Source organism: Devosia subaequoris, from assembly GCF_014197055.1.
GTDB classification, from domain to species: Bacteria; Pseudomonadota; Alphaproteobacteria; order Rhizobiales; family Devosiaceae; genus Devosia; species Devosia subaequoris.
In genome coordinates this window covers 52,749-71,559 of sequence record NZ_JACIEW010000011.1, presented here as the reverse complement: position 1 = coordinate 71,559, position 18,811 = coordinate 52,749, and the positions used below count along the sequence as shown (strand labels likewise).

Annotated in this window: 15 protein-coding genes and 1 tRNA gene; 11 read left to right on the top strand and 5 right to left on the bottom strand. The window is 61.6% G+C overall.

What is annotated here, in order from left to right:
• Positions 1 to 108 precede the first annotated feature (108 nt).
• The 4 genes from GGR20_RS17240 to GGR20_RS17225 all read right to left on the bottom strand — a co-directional run bounded on the left by GGR20_RS17240 (position 109) and on the right by GGR20_RS17225 (position 4,804).
• Positions 109 to 660, bottom strand: a complete 552-nt coding sequence (locus tag GGR20_RS17240; RefSeq protein ID WP_183312592.1) for a gamma carbonic anhydrase family protein — start codon at positions 658 to 660, stop codon at positions 109 to 111.
• 391 nt (positions 661 to 1,051) lie between these two features.
• Positions 1,052 to 2,530: an NAD-dependent succinate-semialdehyde dehydrogenase gene (locus GGR20_RS17235; RefSeq protein ID WP_183312591.1), complete on the bottom strand. Its 1,479-nt coding sequence runs from the start codon at positions 2,528 to 2,530 to the stop codon at positions 1,052 to 1,054.
• Position 2,531: 1 nt separating this feature from the next.
• A complete protein-coding gene (locus GGR20_RS17230) occupies positions 2,532 to 3,788 on the bottom strand; it encodes an iron-containing alcohol dehydrogenase (protein ID WP_183312590.1) in 1,257 nt (418 codons plus the stop codon).
• Between the two features lie 5 nt (positions 3,789 to 3,793).
• Complete coding sequence (locus tag GGR20_RS17225; RefSeq protein WP_253560318.1) at positions 3,794 to 4,804, bottom strand: Ldh family oxidoreductase; 1,011 nt, start codon at positions 4,802 to 4,804, stop codon at positions 3,794 to 3,796.
• Positions 4,805 to 4,884: 80 nt separating this feature from the next.
• Between GGR20_RS17225 and GGR20_RS17220 the strand changes: the two genes are divergently transcribed.
• The gene (locus GGR20_RS17220; protein ID WP_183312588.1) at positions 4,885 to 5,538 is read left to right on the top strand and encodes a GntR family transcriptional regulator; all 654 of its coding nucleotides are present in this window, start codon (positions 4,885 to 4,887) and stop codon (positions 5,536 to 5,538) included.
• A gap of 283 nt (positions 5,539 to 5,821) precedes the next feature.
• On the opposite strand, the gene GGR20_RS17215 is transcribed toward GGR20_RS17220, so the two are convergent.
• Positions 5,822 to 5,895: transfer RNA gene (locus tag GGR20_RS17215), tRNA-Gly, on the bottom strand.
• 190 nt (positions 5,896 to 6,085) lie between these two features.
• Here GGR20_RS17215 and GGR20_RS17210 point away from each other — a divergent pair.
• The 10 genes from GGR20_RS17210 (at position 6,086) to GGR20_RS17165 (ending at position 18,808) form a co-directional block, all read left to right on the top strand.
• Positions 6,086 to 7,093 (top strand): LacI family DNA-binding transcriptional regulator, encoded by a 1,008-nt coding sequence (locus GGR20_RS17210; RefSeq protein ID WP_183312587.1) that lies wholly within the window; start codon positions 6,086 to 6,088, stop codon positions 7,091 to 7,093.
• A gap of 356 nt (positions 7,094 to 7,449) precedes the next feature.
• Positions 7,450 to 9,372, top strand: a complete 1,923-nt coding sequence (locus GGR20_RS17205; protein ID WP_183312586.1) for an ABC transporter substrate-binding protein — start codon at positions 7,450 to 7,452, stop codon at positions 9,370 to 9,372.
• A 74-nt stretch (positions 9,373 to 9,446) separates the two neighbouring features.
• On the top strand, positions 9,447 to 10,436 hold the full coding sequence (locus tag GGR20_RS17200; RefSeq protein WP_183312585.1) for an ABC transporter permease: 990 nt from the start codon (positions 9,447 to 9,449) through the stop codon (positions 10,434 to 10,436).
• A 2-nt stretch (positions 10,437 to 10,438) separates the two neighbouring features.
• The gene (locus GGR20_RS17195) at positions 10,439 to 11,596 is read left to right on the top strand and encodes an ABC transporter permease (protein WP_183312584.1); all 1,158 of its coding nucleotides are present in this window, start codon (positions 10,439 to 10,441) and stop codon (positions 11,594 to 11,596) included.
• Complete coding sequence (locus GGR20_RS17190; protein WP_253560321.1) at positions 11,568 to 12,668, top strand: oligopeptide/dipeptide ABC transporter ATP-binding protein; 1,101 nt, start codon at positions 11,568 to 11,570, stop codon at positions 12,666 to 12,668. Before GGR20_RS17195 ends, GGR20_RS17190 begins: the two co-directional genes overlap by 29 nt.
• Positions 12,665 to 13,696: an ABC transporter ATP-binding protein gene (locus GGR20_RS17185; RefSeq protein WP_183312583.1), complete on the top strand. Its 1,032-nt coding sequence runs from the start codon at positions 12,665 to 12,667 to the stop codon at positions 13,694 to 13,696. The genes GGR20_RS17190 and GGR20_RS17185 overlap by 4 nt, the downstream gene beginning before the upstream one ends.
• Entirely contained in the window at positions 13,697 to 15,550 is a 1,854-nt protein-coding gene (locus tag GGR20_RS17180; RefSeq protein WP_183312582.1) for a DUF2264 domain-containing protein, read from the top strand.
• A complete protein-coding gene (locus tag GGR20_RS17175) occupies positions 15,547 to 16,557 on the top strand; it encodes a hydroxyacid dehydrogenase (protein WP_183312605.1) in 1,011 nt (336 codons plus the stop codon). Before GGR20_RS17180 ends, GGR20_RS17175 begins: the two co-directional genes overlap by 4 nt.
• A complete protein-coding gene (locus GGR20_RS17170; RefSeq protein WP_183312581.1) occupies positions 16,557 to 18,167 on the top strand; it encodes an acyltransferase in 1,611 nt (536 codons plus the stop codon). Before GGR20_RS17175 ends, GGR20_RS17170 begins: the two co-directional genes overlap by 1 nt.
• On the top strand, positions 18,164 to 18,808 hold the full coding sequence (locus GGR20_RS17165; protein WP_183312580.1) for a ThuA domain-containing protein: 645 nt from the start codon (positions 18,164 to 18,166) through the stop codon (positions 18,806 to 18,808). The genes GGR20_RS17170 and GGR20_RS17165 overlap by 4 nt, the downstream gene beginning before the upstream one ends.
• The last annotated feature ends 3 nt before the right edge of the window (positions 18,809 to 18,811 follow it).

Sequence of the window (18,811 nt, the reverse complement as noted above, 5' to 3'; positions counted from 1 at the left end):
GTCAATCGAATGGGCAACGCGCGTGACGCCCTCACGATCATGCGTCAGCGGGGCCCCTGAGCGAGTTGTCGTCGGGCGGCGCCGAGCTGGATGAGAAGCCCACTGCACTCATGCAGGGTCAAAGTCTCTGGAGGCCTCCATTGCCACCAGCCCTTTGGCGAAGCGGCGCGCGTTCAGCACATACCCCGATGCGGAACGCTCCAAGGCAGCAATTGCATCTGCGTCCAGTGATCTCAGCACCTTTCCTGGACTGCCAACTACAAGAGACCCATCCGGAATCTCCTTGCCCTCCGTGATCAATGCTCCGGCGCCAATCAGGCAGTTTTGACCAATGCGCGCGCCATTAAGCACGGTCGCCCCCATGCCGATCAGGGTGTTGTCGCCGATCGTGCAGCCGTGCAGCATCGCTTTGTGGCCGATGGTGCAGCCTTTCCCGATTGTCAGCGGATGCCCCAGATCGGTGTGAAGCACCGAGTTCTCTTGCACATTGCTGCCCTCACCAATCGTAATCTCCTCATTATCTCCGCGCGCGACGACGCCAAACCAGATGCTGGCATCCGCATGCATTACAATCTTGCCGACCAGAACGGCCGTGGGCGCTATCCAGGCGGTTTGCGGATCGATTTTCGGTGCTTGTCCATCAAGGGCATAAAGGGGCATCTCGGTTTCCTCCCAAATAATGCTTCAACCAGTCCCATTGGCGATATAGGACGCACCGCCCGCGCCACACGCCGCGTCTGGCGCGCGCCACCACTACCGCACGCCGATGCGCCAACATAATGCCGGACAGGACTGGCGCCACCCCGAATGCCCGCGCCCACGGTGAACCGGCCCCCCTCTCGCAATATCAAGCACTACGCCTGACACGATCTGACCGCGCCCCGATCTTGCCGAATTGGGCGACCCGTTCACCATGAGGCCCGCCCAGGAGGCGCGCACCGCATCGCCTTCTGCTCAGGCGCTCGCATTTGGAATGACGCGAGCGCATCACGTCTCTGGTCGGGATCGAATATATCAGGGCGTGCGGCCGCCGAGAGTGACCGCAGCCCGTCTACCAGCTGACCGCGATATATTTGGTCTCGCAGAATTCGAGAATGCCGTGGTGAGCGCCCTCACGGCCCAGCCCGCTCTGCTTGGTGCCGCCGAACGGCGCGGCAGGATCGGACGCCAGGCCGCGATTGAGGCCGACCATGCCTGACTCCACCTTCTCCGATACCCGCAAGCCACGCGCCAGATCCTGGGTGAAGACATAGGCGATCAGGCCATATTCGGTGTTGTTGGCGAGGGCAATGGCTTCATCCTCGGTCTTGAAGACGGCAATGGGTGCCACCGGGCCGAAGATCTCCTCGCGCATCAGTCTCGCCCCCGCCGGAACCGAGGTGAGCACGGTGGGCGAGAGGAAGTAACCCTTGCCAACGTCCGTTTCGCCCCCTGCCAGGACCCTGGCACCACCCTCGACCGCTTCGTCGATCCAGGTGTCGATGCGCGACACGGCATCCTGATTGATCAACGGCCCGCACTGGGTTGCCGCATCGTAGCCCGGTCCGACCTTGAGCGCCTTCATCCGTTCGGCAAGCCCGGCAGAGAACGCCTCGGCAATGCCCTCCTGCACATAGAAGCGATTGGCCGCCGTACAGGCTTCGCCACCATTGCGCATCTTGGCGACCATGGCACCATCCAGCGCCGCACCGAGATCGGCGTCATCGAACACGATAAAGGGCGCATTGCCGCCCAGCTCCATTGAGCAGGAAATGACCGTATCGGCAGCCTCTCGTAACAGGCGGCGGCCGACTTCAGTCGACCCCGTGAACGACAGTTTCCGCACGCGCGGATCATGCAGCATGGCGCTGACCGCGGCACCGGCCTTGGACGTGGTGATGACATTGACCACGCCATCGGGCACGCCCGCCTCGCGATAGATCTCTGCCAGGGCATAGGCCGTTAGCGGGGTCTCCGTCGCCGGCTTCAGCACGCAGGTGCAACCGGCAGCCAGCGCCGGAGCGATCTTGCGGGTCGCCATGGCGGCCGGGAAGTTCCACGGTGTAACGAGCACTGCAACTCCGATAGGCTGGTGCTGCACCAGAATGCGATTGGCGCCACTAGGCGCTACGGACAGATCACCATTGAGCCGGACCGCTTCCTCGGAAAACCAGCGGAAGAACTCGGCCGCATAGGCCACTTCGCCCTGCGCATCCCCCAATGCCTTGCCGTTCTCAAGCGAGATGAGCTCTGCCAGCATCTGCTTGCGCTCGATCATCAGTTCAAAGCAGCGCCGCAGGATTTCACTGCGTTTGCGGGGGGCCGTGGCGGCCCAGCCGGAAAGAGCATCATGAGCGGCCGCGACAGCGTCCATCGCGTCATCCACGCTGGCATCGGCCACTTGCCCGATGATGCTACCGCTCGAGGGATCAATCACATCAATATCGCTGCCGCCCCTGCCTTGCCTCCATTGCCCGCCAATGAACAACCGACCGGGTATGTCGGTCGGATCAAAACTCAGATGCGCGGAGATTTGCGGATCCATGCTCATGTCAATTCGCCTCAGGTTCGAAGTCATCGTTACGCAAAGATGCGCGGTCGCCGCGATAGGCGGCTTGCACGAGCCGCTGCATGGAGTGGGTATCCAATGGCCGTGGATTGTTCTTGACCAGCCGCGTCGCCGCCAGGGCCAGTTCGGCAATCCATTCCAGCTTGTCCTCCGCAAGCCCAAGCGAGCGGATATCAGTGGGTATTCCAATGCCGGCAAACAGCTCGGCGACGCCATCGACCGCAGCCGCAGCCCGTTGGGCCTGGCTTAGGCCACCGACAGGCAATCCCAAAACCACCGCGATTTCTGCCATTTCGGGCCTGGTCAGGGGCAGGTTGAATTCCATGACATAAGGCATCATTGCCGCCACGCCCAGGCCATGGGCGGTGTGGGTCAATGCTCCAACCGGATATTGCACCGCATGGGCGGCAGCTGTTCCTGCTGTGCCGAATGCAAGGCCCGCAAGCGTCGCCCCACGCATCATGTCTGCGCGCGCCGTCTGGTCCGTTCCGTCACTTACGGCTTTGGCAAGACTGCCGCCGATCAGCCTGATGGCCTCCAGGGCATAGAGGTCACTCAGGGTATTCTTGCCCAGAAAGACGTGGTCATGGACAGTCGATGTTTCGGGCTTGCGCCGTGCCGTCGTGAAAGCCTCGATCGCATGCGTTAGCGCATCGGCGCCAGAAGCGGCGGTCAGTCGGGGAGGGCACCCATAGGTCAGTTCCGGATCACAAATAGCGGTGTGCGGAATGAGGTGCGGGCTGGCAATACCGACTTTGACGGCGCGGTTCTTGTCTGACACTACGGCAACCGGAGTGACTTCAGAGCCGGTACCAGCCGTGGTCGGCAAGGCAATCAGCGGCAGCACCGGGCCGGGCACCTTGAACTCGCCGTAATAGTCCGAAATGTCGCCACCATGGGCGAGCAGCAGGGCGATGATTTTGGCCGCGTCCAGGCAACTGCCGCCGCCGATGCCGACAATCAGGTCGGCAGAACACGCCGTGCCTTGTTCAACGCCGGCGGCGATACAATCGGCGGGCAGTTCCGCCTCGACCCCAGCGAAGACGGAAACCGATACCCCTGTCGCTTCAACCGCTCGGACCAGTTCGATAAAACTCGTCTCTGCTGCCATGCGTTCATCGGTGACCAGGAGGGCGCGTTGGCCCAAAGTCTTGGCATATTGCGGCAGAGCCAGCCGCTGTCCGGCACCGAACACCAGATTGCGCGGCCCCCTGACCACGCCGAAGCCCGTTTCCAGCATGTCTCTCAAGCTCCTTTGTACCCGGTTTCACCGGCCAATTGCTGCAAGTCCCGCCAGAGGCTGTCGGCCAGCGGCACACCATCGCGCAGGCGTTCCGCCCGGCACGCCCGACCGCGCTCGCCGGGGATCAATACCTGGTCCACGCCGTGGGCAGGCTCGGTCTGCCGCAGCATTTCAAGATAACCATCGAGGGCCGTAGTCGGTCCGTCGATGACGATGAACAGATCGCCCTTGTTGCAGACCGCCTCGGAATCCAGCGTGCCGCGCACATCCCGCCCCAAAGCTGCGCCGGCCAGGCTCGACGTCAGCAGGCCAAAGGCCAGCCCCAATGCATAGCCCTTTGCTCCCCCAAATGGGGCCAGCGCCCCTGACTTGGCTGCTTCCGCATCCGTTGTGGGATCGCCCTTGCCGTCCAGAGCCCAACCAGGCGGCAGAGCTGCGCCGCGATTGGCATAATCGTGAACCTCGCCCATCGAAACGATGCTGGTCGCCGTATCCATGACGAAAGGATCGCTGCCGGTGGGGACACCGATCGCAATCGGGTTGGTGCCCAGCATGGCCTTTCTCCCACCCCAGGGGTGAACCAGGGCTTCGCTGGTGGAAAAGGCCAAAATGGTTTGTCCGGCCCCGGCCACCCGCTCGGCGTAGAAGCCTAGCATACCGATATGATTGGAGTTGCGAATGGCCGCAACGGCAATCCCGGTTCGTCTGGCCCTGGCGCAGACAGCCTGCAGGGCGGCATCTGCAACCACCGGCCCTAGCCCCATTTCGCCGTCGACTTCGAGATAGCCCTCGCGTCGCCAGACTTGTTGTCCCGTTGCCGTGGGATTGGCGCACCCATTGCCGATGCGCTCCACGATGCGCCGGAGCCGCAGCAGCCCATGCGAGGGCACGCCGCGCAACTCGGCCTCAAGCAGCAGGTCGGCCTGCAGCTCAGCGAGCGGCCCCGGTACGCCGGAATCCAGCAGGATACTGGTCGCTATCCGGCGCAACTCTTTCACTTCGATTTGCGGCACGCCAAATCCTATAGGATATCTGATTGTCGTGGCGGCATACTGGTGGTATTGGTCTGGGACTGTCAAGACGAAGGACGGCAATGAATTCGTTGACCGACATACGGCGCCCCCCGGCATTGACCGAAGAGGTTTATGCCAGGCTGTTCGAGCAATTGATCACCCATAGCATCGCGCCGGGCACAAAACTCTCGGTCGACGCCTTGTCGCGCTCGCTCAACGTCTCCCAGACTCCCATTCGCGAGGCGCTTGCACGCCTGGAGGCCCAGGGGTTGGTCGTTAAAATTCATCTTGTCGGCTATCGCGTCGCAGAGCGCATCGAACCGGATCGCCTTGAGCAGATCTACGAATTCCGTCTGCTCACAGAACCGCACATGGCCGCGCTCGCTGCCGAAAGAACAAGCGAGCCGTCGCGCAGGGAACTGCTCGTCCAATGCCAGCGCATGAAGTCCGATTGCACCTCCGACACGCCGGAAGACTATGCCAGGTTTTCGCGGCTGGACGAGGCCTTCCATCGCGCCATAGCCGTGGGCAGCGGCAATAAGGTCATTGAAGATGCCCTTTCGGCTCTGCACGTTCACGTGCATCTGTTCCGCATGTCACAGCCGCCGACGGCCGTATTTGACGCCATAGAAGAGCACAGCCAGATCGCGGAGGCGATCGCTGCGGCAGACCCGCAGGCAGCGGCAAAGGCAATGCGTCGCCACGTCCTCAATTCGCAACGTCGATTCACATGAAGTGAAGCGTCTGTCCTCTAGGTGCGCTCGATGGGCAGGTTTCGGCCGAACCAGTGCGAGCGCACAAGGTCGAACGTTCATTCGTTGCCAGCGGTTCTTTCGCAGCGTCGGGGCAAGCTAAGAGGAGATAGCAGCGTTCGATTCATTCCGGCCATTTTAGTTGGAGCCCAACGGCATGTTGTCCAACAGCCGGTTTCCGTTGCTCTCTATCGCGATGGCATTGAGGGCGAGGGGAGTGGACGCCGTGCTTGCGCGCCTTAGGTTAACGGCAATGTCCGGGAAATGGAGCGGGTGAAGGGAATCGAACCCTCGTCGTAAGCTTGGGAAGCTTCTGCTCTACCATTGAGCTACACCCGCAACTTCCCCTAAATGCGGGAATTCGTGACAAGCGTCAAGCGGCGCTGTCGCGACGATGAACGCCCCGGGGCAAGTGTCGTCTTCCTGCAGTTCATCCGAGGTGACCAAGGCCAGACAACCGAAATGTTTAGGCTCTTGATTTGCTCAAGAAACGCAAATATTGCGTAGATGGAGCAGGAAGGGAACCGAAATGGCACCGGGCAAACGCGCCAGCCAAGCCGATATCGCAGCAAAGCTGGGCGTCTCAGTGTCCACGGTGTCGCGGGCCTTGGCCAATGAAATCGGCATCAGCGACGCCGTGCGCGGCGAGGTGCAGCGGGTTGCCCGGATGATGGGCTACAAGAGCAAGCATCCGCCCGCCGGTATCCGCCTTGACAAGCGGGCGCTGGCGCTGGTCCCGATCAACAGCGCTGTGGGGAATTTGGCCAGCTTTTACTACGACATCGTCGGAGGTATGCGCGCCCAGGCCGACGCGTTGGGGCTGGTGCTGGATGTCCGCCTGGTCAATGAGGATCTGGTGACCCTCGATTTCGTTCGTCGTCAAGTGGCCAAGACCGGCGCCAACGGTCTCATTCTGGCTGGCATCGATCCCGATGACGCCCTTGCGCAATGGGTACAGGACAATGATCTGACGCTGGTGCTGGCCAATGGCAGCGATCCGCAGATGCGCTTCAGCTCCGTGTGTCCGGCCAATTTCTATGGCGCCTATCTGGCTACCCAGCATCTCATCGATGCTGGACACCGCAAGATCCTGCACTACACATACCGGCACCGCCCCACCATTCTTCAGCGCCGCCGTGGCTTTGAAGCAGCGATCGCGGCCAATCCCGGCACCGAAGGGATTGTGGTGATCTCCAACGAGCACACCAGCAAGGATCTGCTCAGCGACTTGCTTGACGGCAAATACGACGTGACCGCGGTGTTCTGCTGGAATGACGGCATTGCCGTCACCATGGTCGAGTCCCTGCTGGGTCAGGATTCGCCAATGCGGCCGGGCTTTTCCATCATCGGTTTCGACGATCTGCCCATCGCCGGCATGGCCAGTCCGCGCCTCAGCACTGTGCGGGTTGATCGCGAAGCGCTCGGTCGCGGCGTGGTGCGATTGCTGGCCAATCGGCTCGATGGTGAGTTGGCCGTGCAGCAACTCGAAATTGGCGTGTCACTGATCGACGGCGAGACCGTGCATCAGCCGATCTGAGCGTTCCGCAGACCAAATTTCTTCCTCGCCACTTGTTGAAAAACCCCGCCTCGGCACTGCGTAACCGCACCTAGCCAACTGGCGTTACGACGCAATTTGCGCAATATTGCAGAACTTGCGTGAAATGCGCAAAAAACTTGAAGTTGCGCAATTTCGTGCGTAGCCTTGCGACTGCCGCATCAGCGCGCCAGCCAACAACACAGCTGAACGCAGATCGATATTATTCGCTCCCGGGAGGGAAGCTGAACGGCAATGAGCACCTCACCTGAGCGTGAGGATCTGACGGGCCGGCTCCGAGGAAGGCCGGACCTGAATTTGCGTCGAGACCAGCCGGTGTCGACCGAGGGAGGACAAGAATGAGATTGAACCATTTGTCTGGTTTGGCCGGGGCAGTGGCCCTGACAGCCATCTTGGCGGCAGCCGGGCCAGCTTGGGCCCAGCAGCAGGCGCCCATGCTCGATGCGTTGGTGGACGGCGGCGACCTGCCGCCGGTCGAGGAGCGGCTGCCGGCCAATCCGCTGGTCATCGAGCCCGTAGACAGCATCGGCACTTATGGCGGCACCTGGCGTTCGGCCTTGCGCGGCTCCGGCGACACCGGCTGGATATCGCGTACCCTCAATTATGATGGTCTGGTCCGCTACAATCGCGAGTGGAACGAGATCATTCCAAACCTTGCTGAATCCTGGGAGGCCAACGATGACGGCACGGAATACACCTTCCACCTTCGTGAAGGTCTGAAGTGGTCGGACGGCAAGCCCTTCACCAGCGCGGATATCGCTTTTGCCGTCGAGCTCGTGCAGCACCCGGACTATCCGGTGGGCGGCACCTTCATGACCGATCCGAACAACCCAATGTCGGCCGAGGTTGTCGACGAGACCACTTTCAAGTTCATCTTCGAGAGGCCAAAGGGGCTGCTGCTCGATGAGCTTGCCAGTGTGAACGGCATCACCGTTGTTTCGCTGCAGAAAGACTATTGCGGCCAGTTCTTCCCCGGCGTGAATGAAAACGCCGATCAACTGGCACAGGATGAAGGTTACGACAACTGGGCCTTCATGATGGAAGACAAGTGCGCCTGGGGCCAGGAACTCGAGCGCTGGGCCAATCCCGATCTGCCGTTCATGAATGCCTGGGTCATCAGCGAGCCGTGGACTGCCAATGCCAGCCAGGTCGTCTTCGAGCGCAATCCATACTACTGGAAGGTCGATCCCGAGGGGAACCAGTTGCCCTATATCGATCGTCTGACGATGCGCGTCAGCGAAAGCACCGAAGAAATTACGCTTATGGCGCTCAATGGTGAGATCGATTTCAGCGACCGTCACATCACCACTGTCGCCAACCAGCCGATCTTCTTCGATGGCCAGGAGCAGGGTGACTACCGGCTTGGCAAGGAAGTCTATGCGTTCTCCAACACGACGGTGTTGCAGCTGAACTTCAACCACCCTGACGAGGCAATGCGCGAACTGATCCACAACAAGGATTTCCGCATCGGCCTGTCGCACGGCATTAATCGCCAGGAAATCATCGACGCCGTCTACACCAGCCAGGGCGAACCCTACCAGGTGGCTCCTCGTCCCGAGTCGCAGTTCTATGACGAGGAGATGGCCAAGCAATACACTGAATATGATCCTGAACTCGCCATCGAGCACCTCGAGGCGGCGGGTCTGACCGAAACCAACGGTCAGGGCATCCGGCTGATGGAGAACGGCGAGCCGTTGACCCTGACCATCGACGTCATTTCGGCTCTTCGCCCGGAATGGGTTGACGTTCTCGAGCTCGTCCAGTTGCAGCTCGAAGACGTGGGTGTTGACGTTGAGATCAACAATATTGACCGCGCCCTGTTCTACGACAAGCGCCCCGGCGGCGATTTTGATGCACAGATCTGGCAGGGCGATGGCGGTCTCGATGTCATCCAGGAGCCGCGCTACTACTTCCCTGCAAACGGTGAATCCGTTTGGGCCTTCCAATGGCAGGCCTGGTACAATGGTACTGACCCCGAAATCGCTTCCGAGCCCGCCGACTGGGCCAAGAAGCAGATGGAGCTCTACGACGAGCTCAAGGCCAGCCCTGAAGCCGAAGATCGCAATGCGCTGATGGAAGAAATCCTGGCAATCGCCAAGGAAGAGTTCCCCGTTATCGGTATCGGCCTGTTCCCCGATGGCTACTACATTGCCAAGAACAATCTGCGCAATGTTCCGGACCAGATGAGCCAGGCTTGGTTGTTCCCGACCCCGGCCCCCTACGATCCGCACCAGTGGTACTACGCTGACGCGAGCGAATAGGCCCCGTCACATCACTTCAGCTTCCGCGGCGATTGCCGCGGAAGCGCCTCCAACCGGTTCCGGAGTTAGCCACTATGCTCGGCTTTCTTGTTCGGCGGCTCATTGCGATGGTATTGACCATCTGGGCCGTCTCCTTTGTCGCCTTCGCAATCATCCAATTGCCACCGGGCGATTATCTCACCAGCTACGTGGCTCAGTTGAGCGCTGCCGGCGATCGTATCGACCCGGCGACGATTGAGGCCCTGCGCCAGCGCTACGGACTGGGCCAACCGTTTATTGTCCAGTATTTCAAGTGGATCGGCGGAATCTTGCAGGGTGATTTCGGTGAGAGCTTCGAATGGAGCGCGCCCGTCTCTGAACTCATCTGGGGTCGCATGGGCAATTCCGTGCTTCTCGAGGGTTTGGCCGTCCTGGTGATGTGGCTCGTGGCTTTGCCGATCGGGGTCTACGCCGCGGTGCGCAAATATTCCCTCGGCGACTATCTCGCCACCATCGGCGGATTTATCGGACTCGCCATCCCCAATTTTCTGTTCGCCCTGGTGCTCATGTACCTGTGGTATGTCTACTTCGGTCAGACCCTTGGTGGCCTTTATTCGCCGGAACTGGCGAACAGCCCCTGGAGCCTTGAAAAACTGCTCGACTTCCTGTCTCGCGCCTGGGCGCCGATCCTGGTCCTGGCCACGGCGGGCACTGCGCAGCTTATCCGCGTGATGCGCGCCAATCTTCTGGACGAATTGAGCAAGCCCTACGTCGTCACGGCGCGGGCCAAAGGGTTGCCGGAATGGCGCGTCGTGCTGAAATATCCGGTGCGAGTGGCCCTCAATCCGCTGGTTTCAACCATTGGCTGGCTGCTGCCCACCCTCGTTTCCAGCTCGGTCGTGGTGTCGGCGGTAATGAATTTGCCGACAGCCGGCCCATTGCTGCTGCGCTCTTTGACCACGCAGGACATGTATCTCGCGGGCGCCATCATCCTTCTGCTCGGCATTCTCACGATCCTCGGGACGTTGCTATCCGACCTGATCCTGGCCTGGATCGATCCACGCATCCGCCACGGAGGGATGTGATCATGGCGACCATTGATACCCAGAACCTGACCAAGCCGGTGGCACAGCCCAAGACTGGCAACTTCGCGCTATCCGGGCGTGAGTCCCAATTTGCGATGACCTGGCGCCGCTTCAAGCAGCATCAACTCGCTCTTGTGAGCCTGTGGATTGTCGTGGCGTTCTACATTGTGGCACTGCTGGCAGAGTTCTTCGCGCCGTTCGATCCGGGCGACTACAATCCGCGCTACACCTACGCGCCGCCGCAGGGCATCGAGTTCGTCTTCGTCGAAGAAGACGGCAGCTGGACGTGGGGGCCATACGTCAACGGCTACAAGACCGAGATTGACCCTCAGGCGATGCGGCGCGTCTTCACCATCGATGAGGAAGTGCGCCACCCCCTCGGTCTGTTCGTCGAATCCGAGCCTTACATGCTGTTTGGCATCATCCCGATGACCCATAAGCTGTTCGGCACCATCGAGCCACGGGCCCCTCTCTATGTCATCGGCGCGGATCGGCTTGGCCGCGATCAGCTTAGCCGCTTGATACACGGCACGAGAATTTCGTTGTCCATCGGTCTTGTCGGTGTTGTGCTCAGCCTCATCTTCGGCGTCATCATCGGCGGCTTTTCCGGCTATTATGGCGGATGGTTCGACTCAGCCGTGCAGCGAACGATCGAGTTCATTCGCTCGTTGCCGACCATTCCCTTGTGGCTGGGCCTGGCGGCAGCGTTGCCGCAGGACTGGTCGGCGCTTCAGAACTACTTCGCCATCACCGTAATCCTTTCGCTTCTCGGCTGGACAGAGTTGGCACGGGTAGTGCGCGGTCGCTTCCTTGCCCTCAGGACAGAGGATTTCGTGACCGCGGCCCAGCTTGATGGCGCCTCGGACTATCGCGTGATCGTCCGGCACATGGTGCCCAGCTTCATGAGCCACATCATCGCCGCAACGACGCTCGCCATTCCCGGCATGATCCTTGCGGAGACGGCACTTTCGTTCCTCGGACTCGGCCTCCAGGCGCCAATCGTGAGCTGGGGGACGCTGCTGCAGGAAGCACAGAACATCCGTACGCTCGCCAGCGCCCCCTGGCTTCTGGCACCCGGCGTGGTCGTCGTGGTGGCGATCCTTGCCATGAATTTTCTAGGAGACGGCCTACGTGACGCCGCAGACCCATATGGCAAATGACAAGACCCTGTTGCGGATGGAAGACGTCAGTATCGTCTTCTCGTCCCCCGACGAAGCCGACATCGAGGCAGTTCGCCAGGTCGACTTTACCCTCACGCGCGGCAAGACGCTGGCCCTGGTGGGAGAAAGCGGCTGCGGGAAATCCGTCACCGCCCGTACCATCCTGCGGCTGCTCGACAAGAATGCCCGCATTCCCTCTGGTCGCATCCTGTTCTCGCCCGGTGATGGCGAGACAACCGACATCGCGACGTTGAAACCGGACAGCACCGCCATGCGGTCGATCCGCGGCAACAAGATCTCGATGATCTTTCAGGAGCCGATGAGCTCATTGTCGCCGGTGCACACCATCGGTGCGCAGATCGACGAGATGATCCTGTTGCACGAGAACCTGGACAAGAAGGGCGCGCGCGCCCGCACGATCGAGCTGCTTGAGCAGGTAGGTGTCCCCGGCGCCCGCCAGCGTGCAGATGCCTATCCGTTCCAGCTCTCGGGCGGCCTTCGCCAGCGCGCCATGATCGCCATGGCATTGGCCTGCAAGCCGGATCTGTTGATCGCCGATGAGCCGACCACCGCGCTCGATGTGACGACGCAGGCTCAGATACTCGATCTCTTGCGCTCTCTCCGCGATGAGTTCGGCATGGCGATGCTGTTCATCACGCACGATCTGGGCGTAGTTGCCGAGATCGCCGACGAGGTCGCGGTCATGTATCTCGGCGACGTCGTGGAGCAGGGCGATGTCTTCGAAGTCTTCAAGTCGCCACAGCACCCCTACACCCGCGCGCTGATGAGTTCGATCCCGCGCATGACCCGTCACGCCGACCGGCAGCGCCTCAATCCCATTCAGGGTAGTGTGCCTTCGCCGAAGAACCGGCCCAGCGGGTGCGCGTTCACCACGCGTTGTCCGCACGCGTTCGAACCGTGCGCGTCGGTGCGCCCGGGACCTACCGGTACAAGCGAGAACCATTGGGCACGTTGCCATCTCCTTACCGACCCGGAAGCGCCGCGTGTCGATGGCCTCATTCAGCCCCAGGTTGAAGGCACCCCCAATGCCTACCAGGGAGATCGCACATGACCGCCTTGCTCGAAATTGAGAACCTTACCAAGACCTTCACCATGCGTTCCGGCATGTTTGGCGATACCATTTCGCTCGATGCGCTGGTCGATATCAACCTCGAGGTGGAGAAGGGCGAGACTCTGGCCATCGTAGGCGAGAGCGGGTGCGGCAAGACCACGCTCGGTCGCTGCATCGTCCGGGCCCTCGATCCGACCAGCGGCCGTGTCAGCTATAGGCCTGAGCCGGGCAAGACCATTGAGTTGTCGAGCCTCCCGAAGCGCGAGTTGAAGCCATGGCGGCAGGATATCCGCATGATCTTTCAGGATCCGATGTCCTCGCTCAATCCCTATCTGCGTGTGTTCGATCTCGTTGCCGAGCCGTTGCGCATCCACAAGATTGCGCGCGGCGCCGAACTGGAGCAGCGCGTCATCTCGACCCTCGAGAAGGTCGGCATCCCGCGCGATGCGTTGCAGCGGTTCCCCCACGCCTTTTCCGGCGGACAGCGTCAGCGCATCGGCATTGCCCGCGCCCTGATACTCGATCCCAAGCTGGTAATTGCCGACGAAGCCGTCTCGGCACTCGATGTCTCGATTCAGGCGCAGATCCTTAACCTGCTCGAAGACCTCAAGGCCGATTTCGGACTGACCTATATCTTCATCAGCCACGACCTGGGCGTGGTGAACTACATCGCTGACCGCGTAGTGGTGATGTATCTCGGTCATGTGGTTGAGAGCGCCCCGACCGAAGCATTGTTCGAGCGTCCCCGCCATCCATACACTGAGGTGCTGCTTGAGGCCCTGCCCATTGCCGACCCGACCCGGCGCAAGGGCCAGCGAGCCGAACTCCAGGGTGAAATTCCCTTTCTCGGCAATCGCCCGCAGGGCTGCCCGTTCCACACCCGCTGCAAATATGCCCAGGACCGCTGCCGCAGCGAAAAGCCGGCCCTGCGTCCTGTCAACGGTACGGCCCAGCAGGCGGCCTGCCATTTTGCCGAAACACTTGAACTGACCGGTGCCTATGACGCGCCGCAAAGGGCTATCGCATAAATGACCTATGACCCGGCCACCGCCAATCCGCTGTTTGGCAATCCGCTCCACTCCCGCGCTGACGTCGAAAAGGGCCTGCGCGATCTTTTTAATCCGCTGCTTCCCTATTTCTCACAAGGCGGGGCCCGCGTCCGGCTCGATGGGGCAGGGGCCCATTTCGACCGTGCTGCCGCCGATCTCGAAGGTTTCGCCCGCCCGCTCTGGGGCCTGACCCCGCTGGCCGCCGGTGGTGGCGATTTCGAGCATTGGGAGCTTTATCGTCAGGGTCTCGCCAACGGCACCGACCCCGATCACCCCGAATATTGGGGGCAGGTCAATTCCACCGACCAGCGCATGGTCGAACTGGCGGCCATTGGTTTTACGATGCGCATGGTGCCGCATCTTGTCTGGGAGCCGCTGCCACAAACGGCAAAAGATAATCTGGCGGCCTATCTCAAGCACGCTCGCCAGTTCGACTATGCCGACAATAACTGGAAGTTCTTCCGCATCCTGGTCGATCTGGGCCTGGAAGAATGCGGCGTCGACTTCGATCGCGCCCTGACCGAAAAATATCTCGAAGAGCTGGACGGCTTCTATCTTGGGGACGGCTGGTATCGCGACGGCAACGTACGGCGCATCGACCACTACATCCCCTTCGCCATGCACTTCTACGGCCTGATCTATGCCAAGCTCGCTAGGGGCGACGAAAAACGCGTTGCTGCCTACCAAGAGCGTGCGACCCTGTTTGCCAAGGACATTCAGCACTGGTTCGATGAAGACGGCGGCACCTTGGCATTCGGCCGGAGCCTGACCTATCGCTTCGCATGCGGCGGCTTCTGGGGCGCGCTGGCTTTCGCCGACCTCGAGGCCCTGCCCTGGGGCAAGATCAAGGGACACTTCCTGCGCCACCTGCGCTGGTGGGCCGAGAAGCCCATAGCCCATGGCAATGGTGTGCTCTCCATCGGCTATGGCTATCCCAACCTCTTCATGTCCGAGAGCTATAATTCGGCCGGCTCGCCCTATTGGGCGCTCAAGGCCTTCCTGCCACTGGCCTTGCCGGCGGACCATCCGTTCTGGACGGCCAGGGAAGAAGCGGCCGGGTTCGACGCAAAGCCCGTTCCGCTCAAGCATCCCGGCATGATCATGCAGCACTCCCCCGGCAATGTCGTGGCCCTTTCGAGCGGTCAGCAGAATTGGCAGATGCGGCATGGCACGGAAAAATACGCCAAATTCGCCTATTCCTCTCGTTACGGCTTTTCCGTCGAGGTCGATGAGCGCAGCTATCACCAGGGGGCCTTCGATGGCGCCCTGGCGCTGAGTGATGACGGCCGCCACTATCGGGTGCGTGAGACCAATGAGACAGTCCAAGTTGCGGAAAACTGCCTGTTTGCGCGCTGGAAGCCCTGGAGCGATGTCACGGTCGAAACCTGGCTGGTGCCAGCCCACCACTGGCATATCCGCGTCCACCGCATCACCACGCCGCGCGCCTTGCATGGCACAGAAGGTGGCTTCGCCATCGCGCGCGCCGATCTCAATGCCGACACCTATGTCGATGCGCCGGGCCGGGGCGAAGCGCGCTCGGCAAGCGATGTCAGTGCCATCCTCGACCTTGGCGGTCAGCGCGAAGGCCGGGCCTTCAGGGCGCTGCCCAACACCAACCTTGTTGCCTCCAAGACTATCGTACCCCAGTTGCGCGGTGAAATTCCGGCCGGAACGACAGTTTTGACGACCGCTGCCATGGCGCTGCCGGCTGGCGAAGAGGCGGACGGGGCACTGGCCAACCCGCCCCACGCCCCCGACCTCGCCGCACTTGAGGCCCTGTTCGCACGCGAGGGCATCGATGTCAGTGCGATACTAGTGCCGGAGCGGTTCTGATGCGGCCAAAACTCATCTTTGCGCTAAACCCTCAAAAGACCGCACATGTCTTCGAAGACGAGACCGTGGAACGCTTGGGGCGAAGCTGTGACATTCTCACGCGCACTCCGCTATCCGGCTTTTCCGCACCGCAGGACAAAGCGCTGCTGGCCGATGCCGACGTATTGGTAACCGGCTGGGGCTGCCCCATGCTGACCCCCGATGTATTACGCGCCGCGCCGCGCCTCAAGCTGATTGCCCATGCCGCCGGCACGGTCAAATATACGGTTGATCCCACCGCCTATGCGTCGGGGATTCGTGTCACCCATGCTGCGGAAGCCAATGCGGTGCCGGTGGCCGAGTTCACCTTGGCGGCGATTCTGTTTGCCAATAAGCGTGTGTTCGAATTGCGCGATCTTTATCGCAACGACCCCACCCGCCGCAGTGCCTATCGGTTGATGGACCAGCCCATAGGAAATTTCCGTCGCACCGTGGGACTGGTCGGCGCCTCGCGCATCGGGCGCCGCGTTGCAGCCCTGCTTGCCGGTTTTGACCTCAACGTGTTGCTCTACGATCCTTTCGTGCAGCCCGACGATCCGATCGCGCAGCAGGCCGAACTGGTCGATCTTGACGCCCTCATGGTCCGTTCCGATGTTGTCTCGGTGCACGCGCCGTCCCTGCCCTCCACCAGGGGCATGATTGGGTCGAGCCAGCTCAAGTTGATGCAGGATGGAGCGGCGTTCATCAATACGGCGCGCGGTGCGCTGGTCGAAGAAGAGGCACTGTTGGCCGAGTTGCAGACCGGGCGCATTCATGCCGTTATCGACGTGACCGACCCCGAAGTGCCCCCGGCCAGTTCGCCCTTCTTCAGCCTGCCCAATGTCTTTCTCACACCCCATGTTGCCGGAGCTATCGGCACCGAGCGGGCGCGTCTGGGCCTGATGGCGGTGGAAGAGATTGAGCGCTTCGTTCGCGGCGAGCCCATGCTCTACGAGATAGCACCGGAGCTTTTGGAGCGTCTGGCCTGATGAACGACTGGCAGCACCAACGCCTGCAATATCTCACCTGGGATCGCACCTCCGAGGACGTCAATAGCGCCGAACACCGGGCACGACAGGCCGAGCTTGGCGAGCGGGCAGGGGCCCAGTTCCACTCCACCGCCTATGTCGCCGCCGATGCCGCCATTTTCACCACAAGGCTGGTGCTGGGAGAGCAGAGCTGGATCGCCGGCCACGCGCTGGTGCGTGGCGAGGTCGTCTTCGGTGCCCATTGCACGGTCAATCCCCATGCCATGATCTCGGGCAAGGTGACCTGTGGCGATGGGGTGCGCATTGCCAGCCACGTGTCGCTGGTTGGCTTCAATCACGGCTATGATGATCCCGATACCCCGATCTACCGCCAGAAGCACGAGACGCTTGGCATCACCATCGGGGATGATGTCTGGATTGGCGCCAACGCCGTGGTGGTCGATGGCGTCACTATTGGCCGGGGCGCGGTGATTGCCGCGGGCGCAGTGGTCAGCAAGGACGTGCCGGAGATGGCCATCGTCGGCGGTGTTCCGGCCAAGGTGCTGCGGTTCCGCGGCCGTGGGCGACGCGACGAGTCCCGCGCGCAGCTGCAGGCGCTGGGCGACCGCGCCGCCGCGCAATACCAGGCCATCCTCGAGCGCAACATGGTGGAGGGTGACTATCTCTCGCGCGAAAGCCATGGCGAGAGCCGCAAGAGCATTCGCCATCTCTGCGATGCCATCGAAATCGGCGCCGGCTTTGGCGGCCTCCCTGATGGGCTGGACGTTCCTGCTGCAATTGCCCGCTTGCTAGCGGTGCAAGAACCCCAAACGGGACTCTTCCCTGACCCCTATCAGCCACCCAAACCGGGCCTGGCTATGCGCGACGATGGCTTGGCGCTCTATAATGTCCTTGCGGTTGGCTATGCGCTGGAGGTGTTGGGCAGCCAGCCGCAATACCCGATCTCGGCTGTCGAGTTGGCGGCCCCCGATCTTTGCCAATGGCTGGAAAGCCTGCCCTGGCGCAGCCGCGCTTGGGGCGCTGGTGCGGCCGTCGATGCCATCGGCACTGCGCTCTATTTCAACGCCCGCTATTTCACCTCCGGCCATTCCAGGGACACGCTGTTTGGTTGGCTGGCCCTCCATCAGGACCGCACCTCCGGTCTCTGGGGTGCGCCCACGCCTGACCAAGGGCTGCTGCAGCCGGTCAACGGTTTCTATCGGCTGACGCGTGGCACCTATGCCCAGTTCGGCGTAGCGGTGCCGCGTCCCGAAGCAGCCATCGACTCGGTACTGCTCAACTATCGCCAGCATGGCGGGTTCTCGGGGTCGACCTATACGGCCTGCAATCTGCTCGACACCATCCACCCGCTCCTGCTCTGCCTCGCCCAGACCGATCATCGCCGCGCCGAAGCCGAACAGATCGCTCGGGACACCATCGCGCGCGCCGGCCAACGCTGGGTAGATGAGGAAGGCTTCGCCTTCGCCGATGGCCAGGATCCGGGATTGCAGGGCACCGAAATGTGGCTCTCTGTCGTTCACCTGGCAGCAAGACTTATGGGCGAGGACGACGCCTTCATTTTCGTGCCCAAGGGCGTCCATCGCACTCAAGCAGTAGGATTGGGACTATGACGAAGAAAGCCCTCGTGGTCTGGGGTGGCATGGAGTTGCACACACCTGAACGCGGCGCCCATGTGGTGCGGCAATTGCTTGAAGAAGAAGGCTTCGCCGTCACGGTTACACCGGACTACGACACGCTGGGCGCCGACGATGTGGGGGCCAACGACCTGATCGTCCCGGTCATCACCGATGGCACGCTGGCACCCGAAAAGATGAACAACCTGATTGCCGCCATCCGCGCCGGCACGGGCCTCGCCGGGTATCATATGGGGTTGGCCACCACGTTCCGCGCCAGCGTTCCCTTCCGCTATGCGGCCAGTGTCTATTGGGTGCAGCACCCGGGCAACATCATGACCTACAAGGTCGATGTGACCCGCTCCGACCACCCCATTATGGCGGGCATTGAGAGCTTCGAACACACCTCCGAGCAATACTACCTCAATTACGATCCCGCCGTTGACGTGTTGGCGACCACCACGTTCTCGGGCGAGCACCATCCTTGGCGCAAGGATGTGGTCATGCCGGTGGTCTTTATCACCACGCACGACAAGGGGCGGGTGTTCTACTCCTCCCTCGGTCACACGGCTGACGAACTGGAGATCCCGCAGATCCGCACCATTCTCAAGCGCGGCCTGCTATGGGCGGCACGCTGACGA